At 56.2% G+C, this 12,974-nt stretch carries 19 protein-coding genes and 1 pseudogene; 8 read left to right on the forward strand and 12 right to left on the reverse strand.

The window, feature by feature from the left end; translation table 11 throughout:
- Window positions 1-307, forward strand: a 307-nt coding sequence (locus tag ACIQ5B_RS07480) for a peptidylprolyl isomerase (protein ID WP_397598468.1), incomplete at its 5' end; no start/stop codon positions are given.
- A 93-nt stretch (window positions 308-400) separates the two neighbouring features.
- On the opposite strand, the gene ACIQ5B_RS07485 is transcribed toward ACIQ5B_RS07480, so the two are convergent.
- From ACIQ5B_RS07485 to pdxH, 4 genes are read right to left on the reverse strand one after another with little or no spacing between them, the layout of a single operon-like run.
- A complete protein-coding gene (locus ACIQ5B_RS07485; RefSeq protein ID WP_397598469.1) occupies window positions 401-682 on the reverse strand; it encodes a hypothetical protein in 282 nt (93 codons plus the stop codon).
- 35 nt (window positions 683-717) lie between these two features.
- On the reverse strand, window positions 718-1,515 hold the full coding sequence (locus ACIQ5B_RS07490; protein WP_397598470.1) for a PhzF family phenazine biosynthesis protein: 798 nt from the start codon (window positions 1,513-1,515) through the stop codon (window positions 718-720).
- Entirely contained in the window at window positions 1,508-2,461 is a 954-nt protein-coding gene (locus tag ACIQ5B_RS07495) for a cation diffusion facilitator family transporter (RefSeq protein WP_397598484.1), read from the reverse strand. Before ACIQ5B_RS07495 ends, ACIQ5B_RS07490 begins: the two co-directional genes overlap by 8 nt.
- Before the next feature lie 10 nt (window positions 2,462-2,471).
- Window positions 2,472-3,068: a pyridoxamine 5'-phosphate oxidase gene (gene pdxH / locus ACIQ5B_RS07500; protein ID WP_397598471.1), complete on the reverse strand. Its 597-nt coding sequence runs from the start codon at window positions 3,066-3,068 to the stop codon at window positions 2,472-2,474.
- 51 nt (window positions 3,069-3,119) lie between these two features.
- On the opposite strand from pdxH, the gene ACIQ5B_RS07505 reads away from it, so the two are divergent.
- From ACIQ5B_RS07505 to ACIQ5B_RS07530, 6 genes are all read left to right on the forward strand, one after another.
- Window positions 3,120-3,587 (forward strand): ABA4-like family protein, encoded by a 468-nt coding sequence (locus tag ACIQ5B_RS07505; RefSeq protein ID WP_397598472.1) that lies wholly within the window; start codon window positions 3,120-3,122, stop codon window positions 3,585-3,587.
- A 56-nt stretch (window positions 3,588-3,643) separates the two neighbouring features.
- Window positions 3,644-4,561: a DnaJ C-terminal domain-containing protein gene (locus ACIQ5B_RS07510; RefSeq protein WP_397598473.1), complete on the forward strand. Its 918-nt coding sequence runs from the start codon at window positions 3,644-3,646 to the stop codon at window positions 4,559-4,561.
- Window positions 4,554-5,516, forward strand: a complete 963-nt coding sequence (locus ACIQ5B_RS07515; RefSeq protein ID WP_397598474.1) for a YihY/virulence factor BrkB family protein — start codon at window positions 4,554-4,556, stop codon at window positions 5,514-5,516. Before ACIQ5B_RS07510 ends, ACIQ5B_RS07515 begins: the two co-directional genes overlap by 8 nt.
- A gap of 7 nt (window positions 5,517-5,523) precedes the next feature.
- Window positions 5,524-6,354, forward strand: a complete 831-nt coding sequence (gene fabI, locus ACIQ5B_RS07520) for an enoyl-ACP reductase FabI (protein WP_397598475.1) — start codon at window positions 5,524-5,526, stop codon at window positions 6,352-6,354.
- A 66-nt stretch (window positions 6,355-6,420) separates the two neighbouring features.
- Window positions 6,421-7,497, forward strand: coding sequence for a chorismate synthase (aroC, locus tag ACIQ5B_RS07525; protein WP_397598476.1), 1,077 nt, complete (start codon window positions 6,421-6,423; stop codon window positions 7,495-7,497).
- Between the two features lie 9 nt (window positions 7,498-7,506).
- Window positions 7,507-7,971: a cupin domain-containing protein gene (locus ACIQ5B_RS07530; protein ID WP_397598477.1), complete on the forward strand. Its 465-nt coding sequence runs from the start codon at window positions 7,507-7,509 to the stop codon at window positions 7,969-7,971.
- Here the strand turns inward: ACIQ5B_RS07530 and ACIQ5B_RS07535 are convergent.
- From ACIQ5B_RS07535 to ACIQ5B_RS07565, 7 genes are all read right to left on the reverse strand, one after another.
- Window positions 7,964-8,626, reverse strand: a complete 663-nt coding sequence (locus tag ACIQ5B_RS07535; protein WP_397598478.1) for a glutathione S-transferase family protein — start codon at window positions 8,624-8,626, stop codon at window positions 7,964-7,966. The two genes, ACIQ5B_RS07530 and ACIQ5B_RS07535, sit on opposite strands and share 8 nt — an antisense overlap.
- Window positions 8,627-8,637: 11 nt before the next feature.
- Entirely contained in the window at window positions 8,638-9,279 is a 642-nt protein-coding gene (yihA, locus tag ACIQ5B_RS07540) for a ribosome biogenesis GTP-binding protein YihA/YsxC (RefSeq protein ID WP_324479414.1), read from the reverse strand.
- On the reverse strand, window positions 9,276-11,045 hold the full coding sequence (yidC, locus tag ACIQ5B_RS07545; RefSeq protein ID WP_397598479.1) for a membrane protein insertase YidC: 1,770 nt from the start codon (window positions 11,043-11,045) through the stop codon (window positions 9,276-9,278). The genes yihA and yidC overlap by 4 nt, the downstream gene beginning before the upstream one ends.
- Window positions 11,046-11,077: 32 nt before the next feature.
- Window positions 11,078-11,290 (reverse strand): membrane protein insertion efficiency factor YidD, encoded by a 213-nt coding sequence (gene yidD, locus ACIQ5B_RS07550; RefSeq protein ID WP_397598480.1) that lies wholly within the window; start codon window positions 11,288-11,290, stop codon window positions 11,078-11,080.
- A complete protein-coding gene (rnpA, locus tag ACIQ5B_RS07555; RefSeq protein ID WP_397598481.1) occupies window positions 11,287-11,622 on the reverse strand; it encodes a ribonuclease P protein component in 336 nt (111 codons plus the stop codon). The genes yidD and rnpA overlap by 4 nt, the downstream gene beginning before the upstream one ends.
- A 23-nt stretch (window positions 11,623-11,645) precedes the next feature.
- Complete coding sequence (gene rpmH, locus ACIQ5B_RS07560; protein WP_125230634.1) at window positions 11,646-11,780, reverse strand: 50S ribosomal protein L34; 135 nt, start codon at window positions 11,778-11,780, stop codon at window positions 11,646-11,648.
- Window positions 11,781-11,895: 115 nt separating this feature from the next.
- Window positions 11,896-12,237: a hypothetical protein gene (locus ACIQ5B_RS07565; RefSeq protein ID WP_397598482.1), complete on the reverse strand. Its 342-nt coding sequence runs from the start codon at window positions 12,235-12,237 to the stop codon at window positions 11,896-11,898.
- 168 nt (window positions 12,238-12,405) lie between these two features.
- Between ACIQ5B_RS07565 and ACIQ5B_RS07570 the strand changes: the two genes are divergently transcribed.
- Window positions 12,406-12,807, forward strand: coding sequence for an acyl-CoA thioesterase (locus ACIQ5B_RS07570; RefSeq protein ID WP_397598483.1), 402 nt, complete (start codon window positions 12,406-12,408; stop codon window positions 12,805-12,807).
- A gap of 13 nt (window positions 12,808-12,820) precedes the next feature.
- On the opposite strand, the pseudogene ACIQ5B_RS07575 reads toward ACIQ5B_RS07570, so the two are convergent.
- Window positions 12,821-12,974, reverse strand: a pseudogene (locus ACIQ5B_RS07575) (phosphoadenosine phosphosulfate reductase); the annotation flags it as partial.

Raw genomic sequence — 12,974 nt, forward strand, 5'->3', positions numbered from 1 at the left:
GATTCCCGGATTCATGGCGCAGGGCGGTTGCCCGAACGGCACTGGCATGGGCGGTTCGTCCAAGCCAAATCTGGCGCAGGAATTCAACGCTGAACCGCATGTGCGCGGCGTATGCTCCATGGCGCGTACCAATGACCCGAACACCGCCAACAGCCAGTTCTTCATCTGCTTTGATGATGCGACCTTCCTTGACCGTCAGTATACGGTCTGGGGCCAAGTCACCAGCGGCATGGAACATATCGATGCATTGCCAAAGGGTGAGCCACCTGCGAATCCAGGCGTCATCCGCAAGGCGACTGTCGCCTGATATTAAAAACGCGCGGGAAGCCTGATGGCCGCCCGCGCGTTTTATCCTAGGTCCTGACCCTAATATTTTAGGATAAAATTATTTGCCTTGGGCCTAGCCTTGCGTAGGCTCAGGCGGACGCATTGCTTCCATGGCGGTCTTTAGCTCTGCCATCGAAATCTTGTCGTCCTTATCGGTATCGATCATCCCGAAATACTGGACCAATGGTCCCTGTGCTTCGTCCTTACCGATGAAGCCGTCTTTATTTGCATCGAGAAAAGCAAAGATTTGCTCGGGCTGCGGCACACCACCGGCGGGTGGCGGCGGAGGCGCGTCCTGAGCCATCGCAACTGGGGACAGGACGAGTGCAGCCAGTATGGCCAATGATGTACGCATGAATAATCCTTTGAACAATGGAATGACTGTGATGGTCAGCCCAAGCTGAACATACCCTTTACTACCGTAAAACAATGGCCTGACAACCACACACGTTCACCATCAAGACGACAGCCAAGATAACCGCCGCGCGCCGATGCCTGATAGGCGGTAAAATTGTCACGGCCCAGCTCGGCAGCCCAATAAGGCGTCAGTACCGCATGGGCGCTGCCGGTAACGCTGTCTTCGTCAACGCCTGCACCTGGAACGAAAACCCGGCTGACAATGTCGGTGTCCTCCCCGCGTGCAGTGGCGGTGAAGCTGTCATCGCCAAGTGTCGCAAGCGCCTTCATATCGGGTTTCAGTGAGAAAATTTCTGCCGCCGTTGCGTAAACGAACATATTATAGCTGTCGGGGTTGCTACGCATCGACAGGGGATTGCCGCCCATAGCCTGCATCATTTCGGGGTTATCAACCGCGTCGGTCGGGATTGCCGGCAACGCGACGGCATAGCCATCAGCTTCGCGACGCACTTCCAATATCCCCGCTTTGCGCGTCCGGAACGTCACCCGGTCAAGCGCAGGGTTTTGGCTCAGGACGATATGCCCGCTCGCAAGTGTCGCATGGCCGCAGAGGCGGATTTCAACCTCTGGCGTGAACCAGCGCAATTCATAATCTGCGGCGCCGGTTTCGTCGGGCACATAGAAAGCCGTTTCGGCGAAATTGTTTTCCTCACCAATCGCCTGCAGCACGGCGTCATCCAACCAGTGCGTGAGCGGCATGACGGCGGCCTGATTGCCCGTGAACGGCCGCTGCGCAAAGGCGTCTACGTGATAATATGGCAAGTCAGCCATGTGGATGCTCTTGATGCTCGATGGTTTCGGACGGGATATAGCCCATTTCGTCTTTATGACCTTCGGGGTCGGGGTGGATCAACACTTCGACGCCGGGGAATTCATCCATCAACGCTTGTTCGACTTCGTCCATGATATGGTGCGCCGCCGCGACCGTCATGTCGGGGTCGACCCAGACGTGAAACTGGCAAAAGTCATGCGTACCGCTTGAACGGGTGCGCATATCGTGAATGCCGCGCAGTTCCGGGTGGCGCATGGCAACTTCGATGAAGCGCTGGCGCTTTTCGTGCGGCCATTCGCGATCCAGCAATTGGTCCAACGCCAGACGTGCCGCCTTGTAAGCGCCCCACAACAGCCATGCGGCAATGGCGATGCCGAACAATGGGTCTGCACCGCGCACACCCAGCATCGTATCAAGAACGATTGCGACAATAACCGCAACATTGAGCAACAGGTCGCTCTGATAATGCACATGGTCCGCTTGAATCGCAACCGATCCGGTTTTGCGGACAACATAACGTTGATAGGCAAGCAGCCCGACCGTCGCCACAATCGCGATGAGTGAGACCCCAATGCCATATTCCGGATGGGAGGTTGGTTCCTGCGTACCAAGGCGCACAATCGCGCGCCATGAAATCAGAATGGCCGACACAATGACGAGGACAACCTGCACCAAGGCGGACAATGCCTCCGCCTTGCCATGGCCGAAACGGTGGTCGTCATCGGCGGGCATCGCGGCGTAACGGACGCTGAAAAGCGTGAGCAACGAGGCGAGAACGTCAAAGCCGGTGTCCGCTAATGACCCAAGCAGCGCAACTGACCCTGTCTCCGCCGCTGCAAATATTTTAAGTACAAGCAGGAACAACGCCATCGATACGCTGGCGATAGCCGCATATTTGGTGAGTTCACTATGCGCATGATGATGGTGGCTATGCCCAAGGCTCATATACGGCGCTTCATGGATATAACATGCCCGTCGTCCAGCCGTCGCCGTCGCGTTCATACAACCAACGTTCATGCAGGCGGAATTCGCGGTCTTGCCAAAATTCGATGCGGTGCGGGCTGACCATCCAACCCGACCAATGCGGCGGGCGCGGAACGTCTTGCCCTTCAAAGCGGGTTTCTGCCTCGGCAAAACGTGCTTCAAATGTCGCACGGTCGGCCAAGGGACGCGACTGGTCCGAAGCCCATGCGCCCAGCTGCGAATTGCGCGATCGGGTGGCGAAATAGGCATCGGCGGTCGCATCGTCGACGGGGTTCGCCGCCCCCTCAATCCGGATTTGCCGCCGCAATGATTTCCAGTGAAACAGCAGCGCCACCTGCGCATTGTCGGACAATTGCATCGCCTTGCGGCTTTCAAAATTCGTATAGAAAACAAATCCACCATGGTCGCCAAGGTCGGGGCCATGGCCTTTCAACAGCACCATGCGGACCGAAGGTTGCCCATCTACGCCTGTGGTCGCCAATGCCATTGCGTTGGAGTCGTTGATTTCGGTGGTCCGCGCTTCGGCAAACCATGCGTCGAACAGGCTAAAAGGATCAGGTCTTTCCATAGTCCACCGATAGGCTAGACTGATGCGGGTTAAAAGGGGCTAGAAAACAAAATGAACTGGGAAATGATATTCGGTGTCGCAAATGCCTGGGCGTTGCTTGGCTGGGTGGTTTTGGCGCTCAGCCCAAAACGCGAACGGGTCGTGCCATATGTATTTTTCGCAGGATCGGTGTTGCTCGCTTGCCTATATGCGGGCCTTATCATTCCGTTGATGGCGGGACTCATCTCCGATGGCGGTCCTGCAGGCCGCCCGCCTGCGGACTTTACGACCTTAGCCGGGGTCATGGCGCTGTTTGACTCGCCGGGCGGCGCGACAATCGGCTGGATCCATTATTTGGCGTTCGATTTGTTTGTGGGCATCTGGATTGCGCGAAATGCCGACCAGCACCAGATTGCGCGTTGGTTGCAGGTGCCCATATTGTTCTTCACGCTGATGGCGGGGCCGATTGGCCTGCTGCTATATCTTCTGCTACGCCAGATTGCCGGTAAAAAACAGGATAACGCCCTGCTTCCGAGTTGACTTGGGGCACTGTAATACCAATGTAAGACGGATAAGCAGGGTAAACAGGGACAAGAATGGCTGATCCTTATTCGATATTAGGCGTATCCAAAGGCGCGGACGAGAAAGCGATTAAATCCGCTTATCGTAAGCTTGCGAAGGAATTGCATCCCGACAAGAACAAGGACAATCCGAAAGCGTCGGAGCGCTTCAGTGAAATTACACAAGCCTATGATTTGTTATCGGACCCCAAAAAGCGTGGGCAATTTGACCGCGGCGAAATAGACGAAAATGGCCAACCGCGCTTTGCCGGTGGCAACCCCTTTGGCGGCGGCGGATATAGCCAAGGCGGACCCGGCGGTGGCAATTTCGACTTTGGCAGTGGCGGCATTGACCTTGGCGACATTTTTGATGGCTTGTTCGGCGGCGGCGGTGGCCGTCCCGGTGCTGGCCCACGTCCGCAGCAAGCGCCGCCACCCAAGGGCGCGAATATTGCGTATGAACATTTGGTGTCCTTCACCGACGCGGCAACGCTCGCGCCGCAGCGGATTACGCTGGGCGATGGCAAGACCGTTGAATTCAAACTGCCTGCCGGCCTCGTCGCCGGACAACAGATCCGCATACCGGGGCGTGGTCAGCCGGGGCCTGGCGGCAATGGCGATGCCATGGTCACGCTAAAGCTTGGTAAGCACCCAGATTTGGTGCGCGATGGCGACCATATCCGGATTGACCTGCCGATCTCGATCAAAGAAGCCGTCGATGGCGGCAAGGTGAAGGTTCCGACGGTCGATGGCGCAGTCATGCTGACCGTCCCCCCGCGTACCAATTCCGGTGCCGTTCTGCGGATAAAGGGCAGGGGCTTCCCAACCAAATCCGGTGGACGTGGCGACCAGTTGGTCACGCTTATGATCCACTTGCCATCGGACCCCGCGGAACTGGCACGTCTGGCGGGTGCCCTGTCGGACAATAATGTCCGGGAAAATCTTGGTGTCTGAAATTTCGCCTCTGTCACCGGAGGCACGGGCACATCTTCCTGCGACGACACATGCCGAGGAAAGCGAAGCGACATGGTTTGCGCACCTTGGGCTGACGGGTCAGGTAGTGGAAGTGACCAAGCGTGTCGCCGTTGGTGTGTATAGCGACGGGTTTATTCATGCGGGCAATTTCGCATATCTGTCGTTGGTGTCACTTTTCGCATTTTGCGTTGTGGCCGCTGCCATTGCTGGCGCAGTTGGACAAACCGAGTCCGGGCTGGCGCTGATTGAAGCGTTTTTCGTGACTGTCCCGCCAAGTGTCGGAGCCGCGCTTAAAGAACCCATCGAGTCCGCCATGACCGCACGTTCGGGGCCATTGCTATGGCTAAGCGCTGCTGTCAGTCTTTGGACAGCGGCCAGCCTGATCGAAACCTTTCGCGATGTGCTGTATCGGTCTTATGGTGCGGAACCCAGCCGTGCGTTCTGGCATTATCGATTGGGTTCGCTCGGCGCGATCATCGCCTCGGTTGTTCTGGCGATGGTGGCTTTTTCGGCGCAGGTTGTGGTGACCGCGGTTGAGGATCTGGTGTACCGATACATTCCCACCGCGCAGATGGTTTCTGGCTATTTTGCGTGGGGGCGTATCATTCCATTCATTACATTATTTGCCGCAATCTATGTCATCTTTGCGGGTTTAACCCCGTCCAAATATCGGTCATCCGCATTTCCCAAATGGCCGGGGCCAGCATTGGTGAGCATGTGGTGGCTTGGTCTCACGGCGCTTTTGCCGGTTTTCCTGTCGAGCGTCAGCAATTATGACCTGACATATGGCAGCCTTGCGGGCGTCATGGTCGCACTCATTTTCTTCTATCTTATCGGGCTCGGATTGGTGACAGGAGCGCAATTAAACGCGGCACTGGCCAACGCCCATGAAAATGGACTAAAGCAGCGGCAACAAAATGCACCTGACGAATGAGGATTTTATGACAGGATTGATGGCGGGCAAACGCGGGCTGATTATGGGGCTCGCCAATGACAAGTCTCTGGCGTGGGGCATTGCGAAGCGTTTGCATGCCGAAGGCGCAGAATTGGCGTTCAGCTATCAGGGCGAAGTCATGGAAAAGCGCGTTCGGCCATTGGCGGAACAACTTGGTTGTGACTTTCTTATCGATTGCGACGTTGCCGATATGAACAATCTCGACCGCGCCTTTGACACGCTGGCGGCCAAATGGCCCAATATTGATTTCGTGGTCCACGCCATTGGCTTCACCAACAAAGAAGCACTGCGCGGCAAATATTTTGATGTAGGCTTGGACGACTTCCTGATGACAATGAACATCAGCGTCTACAGCTTTACCGCCGTTGCCAAGCGCGCTGCGGCCATGATGAAGCCGCTTGATCCCGAAACCGGTGAAGGTGGCGGATCGATGCTGACGCTTAGCTATTATGGCGCAGAAAAGGTCATGCCGCATTACAACGTCATGGGCGTGGCCAAGGCGGCACTGGAAACGTCGGTTAAATATCTGGCGAATGATGTCGGACCACAGGGCATTCGCGTGAACGCGATATCGGCTGGACCGATCAAGACGCTCGCTGCGTCGGGCATTGGTGATTTCCGTTACATCCTGAAATGGAATGAACTAAACACGCCGCTGCGCCGCAATGTGACCATTGATGACGTTGGTGCGTCGTCATTATATTTCCTGTCCGATCTGGGCGCAGGGGTTACTGGCGAAATCCACCATGTTGACGCGGGTTACCACACCGTCGGCATGAAGCAGGAGGATGCTCCTGATATCGACACCACAAAATGATCGCGGGGCATCGCAACGGGTTGGTGCACTATCGTTCGGTCCATATGAAGAAGTCGGAATCAGCAGATGAGCTTTAATACTTTCGGACGCGTTTTTCGCTTCACGACTTGGGGAGAGTCCCACGGTCCTGCGCTTGGCGCAGTGGTCGATGGTTGCCCTCCCGGACTTGCCTTGTCCGAAGCGGACATTCAGCCATTTTTGGACAAGCGCCGTCCCGGGACATCGCGCTTCACAACGCAGCGGCAGGAGCCGGATGCGGTGCGGATTTTGTCGGGCGTGTTTGAAGGGCGGACCACGGGAACACCCATTTCGCTGATGATCGAAAATGTTGACCAGCGGTCCAAAGATTATTCTGACGTGGCCAAGGCCTATCGCCCCGGGCATGCCGATTATAGTTATGACGCAAAATATGGCTTTCGCGATTATCGCGGTGGCGGACGTTCAAGTGCGCGTGAAACCGCTGCACGTGTGGCCGCCGGTGCGGTGGCAAGGGCGGTCATGCCTGACGTAAACATCATCGCTTATGTTGCGGAAATTGGCGGTGACGCCATCGACCGCAATAATTTTGAAGCCGCACAGATCGACAAAAACCCGTTTTTCTGCCCGGATGAAGCCGCTGCCGGTCGCTGGGAGAAACTGGTGGATGAGGCGCGCAAGGCTGGATCATCGCTTGGCGCCGTCATTGAATGCGTCGCCACGGGCGTACCACCGGGTTGGGGCGCACCATTATATGCGAAGCTCGACAGCGAATTGGCGTCGGCGATGATGAGCATCAACGCGGTTAAAGGAGTCGAAATTGGCGCAGGCTTTGGCGCAGCGCGTTTGCGTGGCGAAGAAAATGCCGACCGCATGCGGCCCTCTTCGGAAGGTTCGAACCATCCCGAATTCCTCGCCAATAATGCAGGCGGAATTGCCGGTGGTATCTCCACAGGGCAACCCGTGCTGGTGCGGGTCGCGTTTAAGCCGACCTCCTCAATCCTCACGCCCGTGGAGACAGTCACCCGCGACGGCGATGCGACCGACATCATCACAAAGGGCCGCCACGACCCCTGCGTGGGCATACGCGGCACCCCAGTGGTTGAGGCCATGATGGCGCTTGTTCTGGCTGACCAGAAGCTGCTGCACCGCGCACAATGCGGCTAGGGCTTTCCAGTGCCTAAACTCAACCTCGATGCAATCGCCCAAAGCAATGCAACGGGGTATCCCGCTCCATATGACCGCGAAGTTGAGGGCAGGTGGTGGCGAAGGTTGGCACCGGCAGCGGGTCTGACACAACTGGGTGCAAGTCATGTCGTACTGAAACCAGGCGGATGGTCATCGCACCGGCACTGGCACCATAAGGAAGACGAAATCGTCATCATTCTTTCGGGCGAAGCCGTATTGATTGAGGATGATGCCGAAACGCTTCTGCGGGCGGGCGACATCGCGGCGTGGGCGGCGGGCGAACCAAACGGCCATCATCTGATTAACCGCAGCGATTGCGATTGTGTCTTCATTGCCATTGGCGCTGGCGATCGCGGTGCAGGCGGTGTCTACGCCGATATCGACATGACATTCGGCGATGCGGGCTATTTCCGCAAAGACGGGACGCCTTATCCCACGGAGCGGATTAAGTAACCGCGTTCTCAATCCGCTGGATCGTCCATGGCTCCTGTGCGGCGGCAGCGTACCATTCTTCCATCCACGGATGCGCCATAATCGTTTCTGCATAGCTTTCGGCAAAGCCGGGCAGGGTGAAGCCATAGGTCACAAAACGCGTCACCACAGGTGCGAACATGATGTCCGCTGCACTGAATGTGCCAAACAAATATGGCCCGTCTTTGCCAAAGCGCGAGCGGGCTTCGGCCCATGTTTGCAATATGCGGACCGCGTCTTTCCGGGTCTCTTCGGATATCGTGACGTCGTGAAAGGTCTTGCGCGTATTCATCGGGAATTCGCGGCGCAGGGCGGTATAGCCCGCATGCATTTCCGCCGCCATGGACCGCGCCATGCCGCGCGCGACTTCATTTTTGGGCCAAAAACGGTCACGCCCAACCTTGTCCGCGAGATAATCGATGATCGCAAGGCTGTCCCAGACCACCGCCTCTCCATCCCACAAGGTCGGCACCTTGCCCGATGATGGCGCAAGGTCGTCTTCGCGTTTGCGCTCTTCCCAGCCGTCGCCGAACAAAGGAACAATGATTTCGTCAAAATGCAGGCCGGATTGCTTGGCCGCAAGCCAGCCGCGTAGCGACCAGCTTGAATAGGCTTTGTTCCCGATAATCAGTTTCATAGGTCCTGACCCTAAGAAGCGACGGCTTCCAACACAGCCGCGCGCAATTCATCAATGCCCCCGCGCTTTTCCGCCGATGTCACCGAAAGTTCGGGATAGGCTGCAACATGCTTGCGCAGTTTTGCCATGGTGTCGACCTCAACCGCCTCGCGTTCGGACGCTTTGATCTTGTCGGTCTTGGTCAGCACAATCCGGTAGCTGATCGCAGCCGCGTCGAGCATTTTCATGATTTCATGGTCGACTTCTTTAATGCCATGGCGGCTGTCGATCAGCACAAACACACGCTTTAACACCGCGCGGCCACGCAGATAATCGTTAATCAGATAACGCCATTGCTGCACCGTCTTGATGGGGGCTTTGGCATAGCCATAGCCCGGCATGTCGACGATGCGGAACAGTGCCGGCTCACCAACATCGAAAAAGTTCAGCTCTTGCGTGCGGCCCGGTGTATTGGACGCGCGCGCAAGATTGTTGCGGTTCACCAACGCATTAATCAGGCTGGACTTGCCGACGTTCGACCGACCGGCAAAGGCGATTTCGGGGACCGTTGGGTCCGGCAGAAATTCCAGCTTCGGCGCTGATTTCAGGAACGTAACCGGACCGGAAAATATCCGGTTCGGTTCTGCTATTCCCGCAATGACATCGGCGCTCACGTTTTTGCCTTGGCTTTCGCTGCCGCTTTCTCTTGCGCATCACGCGCCATCTGCTCACGCAACACCGGGTGGCGTGAATAGAGCCAACTTTGCTGCGCAATCGACACGATGTTCGACATGACCCAATACAGCTGAAGTCCAGCGGCAAATGGCGCCATGATGAACATCAGGAACCATGGCATCACGGCAAATACCTGCTTTTGCACTTCGTCCATAGGTTGCGGGTTGAGGCGCTGCATCAACCACATCGTCACGCCAAGCAATATTGGCAAAATGCCAATGGCAATGAACGATGGCGGGTCAAAGGGCAGCAGTCCAAACAGGTTGATCGGTGTCAACGGATCGGGTGCTGACAAATCCTTCAGCCACAGCACGAACGGCTGGTGACGCATTTCGATCGACAGCAGCAGAATCTTGTACAGCGCGAAGAAGATAGGAATCTGCAGCAAGATGGGCAGGCAGCCCGCGAGCGGATTTACCTTTTCATCCTTATACAGCTTCATCATTTCCTGTTGCAGCCGTGGCTTGTCATCCTTCCAACGCTCTTGCAGCGCCTTCAGCTTAGGCTGAACAGCACGCATCTGCGCCATCGACGCAAATTGCTTCTGCGCCACGGGGTACATGAAACCGCGCACAACAATGGTGAGACCAATAATGGCTAAACCAAAGTTTCCGAAAAGGCCGAACAGCCAATGCAGGATCCAGAAGAACGGAATGGCGATGAACCAGAACCAGCCCCAATCAATGGCATAATCGAGATAGGGAATGCCCAGATTCTTTGAATAGGCGTCAAGAACGGCCATTTCTTTAGCGCCAGCGAACAGACGCGAGCCGCTGTTAAGGGCCGCACCTGGCGCAACGCTGGTATAGCGTGTTGGAATAACCTGCGCCTGATAGACATCGCCGCTGGCACGGAACTTGGCCGATACGGGCGTTTTTTGGTCAGGGATAAGTGCGCCGAGCCAATATTTGTCGGTGAAGCCAAGCCATCCACCCGTGCTGGTGAATGATGCCTCGCCTTTGTTTTCCTCGACGTCGACATAGCCCCAATCATAATTGGGTTTTTCGTCAAAAACGCCCATTGGGCCAATGTGAATATGCGTAAATATCGATCCACCAGATGTCGCGTCGGCAGGTTTTCCGGTGCGGCTGAGCAGCGCAAAATTCGCGATCTCAACTGGGGTAGTGCCGCCATTGGTGAAGGTCTGCTTCGCGGTAATCATGTAGTTTTCGTCAATCGACAGCGCGATATCAAACTTCTGATTAAGGCTGTTGGTCCAGCTTAATGTAACGGGCGTTGTTGGCGTCAACTTGTTACCGCTTGGCGTCCAGACGGTTTTATCATCAGGAACCGTTACGCCAGTGCCAGCCCAGCCAAAGCGCGCGAAATAGGCATCTTTTGTACCCGATGGCGCGAACAGGCGCACAGGCGGAGAATCCTTGGCGAGTGCGGTGCGGTGGGTGAGCAACAACAGGTCGTCAATTTTTGCGCCTTCAAGATTGATCGAGCCCTTCAACTTTGGCGTTTCCACCAAGATGCGGCCTGTCGACTGCAGCGCGCTGCTCAGCGGAACAGCCTGTGCTTTTGCAGGGGCCGCCTCGACTTGCAGGTCAGACGTTGCCGCGCCAGCTGGGCTGGCGGCGGTCGTGGCGCTGCTGGTCACAGGGGCGGGGGTTGGAAAGAAATAGCTGGCGACATAAGGCCATCCGAACAGGATAAGGCCTGTCAGCAAGACTGCAAAAATCAGGTTGCGTTTATCGTCCACGTGTAAATCCCCGTTAATCAATCAATTGGGCGTCATGGCACTGGATCATATCCATGCCCACCCCAAGGTTGGCAGCGCAATAGCCGTTTGAGGGCCAGCCAGCCACCCTTAATTGCGCCATGCTTTTGAAGTGCCGTTATTGCATAGGCCGAGCAGCTGGGGCTGTACCGGCAGGTCGGCGGCAAAATGCGCGACGGCCCGATTTGCCAAGCGCGTGCGCATAAGATGAGCAGCCTTGCGATCATGCGCACAGCTTTCCCAACGCCTTGACCATATCCGCCCGTAAGGCGCCGAAATCGCGCTCGATACCGCTGTCGCGACCGATCAGAATATGATCCGCGCCTGCCTTGCCCTTATCGGCGAGCATTTCCTGCGCAAGCGCGCGAAAGCGGCGGCGCATGCGGTTGCGGATAACGGCGTTACCAACTTTTTTGGTGATGGTGATGCCAAGGCGGATTGCAGGGCTGTCGTCTCGCCTGTCCCGAACCAGCAAAACAAAACCGGGAGTTGCATATCGCTTCCCCCGGTTGGCGGCCAGAAAGTCTGACCTTTTTTTGATAACGCTGTAACCGCGCATGTCGCGGTCCGCCTGCTCGGGGATTAAGCCGAGAGTTTCTTGCGGCCGCGTGCGCGACGTGCGTTCAGGATGTTGCGGCCAGCGGCGGTTGACATACGAAGACGAAAACCGTGGCGACGGGCACGCACGAGATTGCTCGGCTGAAAAGTGCGCTTCATGACTGTAATCCTTAAATTTTTTGCGTCTTGAAATGAAAAGGGCCGCCGAATCTGCGCAGCGACCGCTTCTGTTGCAGTGGCCGATACGGTCCGAAAGGCTAAAAGTCAACACAGGTCAGGGCATTTTCATGTCGATGTCGTCGCGGCGGAACAGGTGCAGCATATCGCGTTTAATATCGGGAAAGGGCGGGCGGCCTTTGAACTTGTTGCGCCGCAGAGCCCAATTGGCCCAGCGCGCATATTCGGGATGGATCTTTGAAAGCCGCGAATATTGCTTCTTTGCCCAGAGCGAATGTTTGAGGACCACGCCAAGCCCGATGATAAACTGCGCTAGACCGCCTGGACCTGGAAGCCAGCTGACAAGTGGCGCCGCAACGATCAGCGCCCAACCCAAAATGACCATCGACCAGCGATAGGCAGGCAAATCGCTCCAGCTTTTTCGTTTCGAGCGGTCCATATGCGTCATGTGGGATCGCGGAACCGGTGTTGCAAGTTCATGTCAGCACCAAGCCGTTTTCGCAGAAAATTAAAATCTTTCGCATTGTCCGTAATAGCCAGCATATATTCATGGTTTTGCCGCAATAGGGCGGTAGCACCCTCTCTTAACGTTTATGATGAAAGCCTCATGACAATTATTCTCCCGCATCTTCACCGCATAGGCGTAACGCCTGCAGACATCGATTTCATGGGGCATGTGAATAACGCGCGCTATTTGAATTGGGTGCAGGATGCGGTTTTGGCGCATTGGAACAAGCTTGCGCCGCCTGAGGCCGCTGCAAAATATCTGTGGGTCGCGTTGAAGCACGAAATTACCTACCGAAAGCCGGCGTTTCTCGATGATGTCGTTATTGCGTCCGTGGTTCTTGAAAAAGTGCAGGGCGCCCGGTCGTTTTACGAAACGATCATCAAGCGCGGTGAAGACGTTTTGGCTGAGGTCAAATCAAGCTGGTGCTGCATCGATGCCGAAACGCTTCGTCCCGCGCGTATTGCAGCGGACATTCAGGCCTATTTTTTTCAAAAGGATTGAATGCGCGCGCCGGTTAAAAAATCGGGTCGTTTGCGCTGTCATCCAGCGGCGTAACGGCCGTATGAATTCCGCACTCAACCTTGTCCCAGCCCTTCCAGCGACCCGAGCGCGGGTCTTCGCCTGGTGCAACCTTCGTGGTACAAGGTGAGCAGCCAATCGACGGATAG

The sequence above is a fragment of the Sphingorhabdus sp. genome (assembly GCF_044374345.1).
Lineage (GTDB): Bacteria > Pseudomonadota > Alphaproteobacteria > Sphingomonadales > Sphingomonadaceae > Sphingorhabdus_B.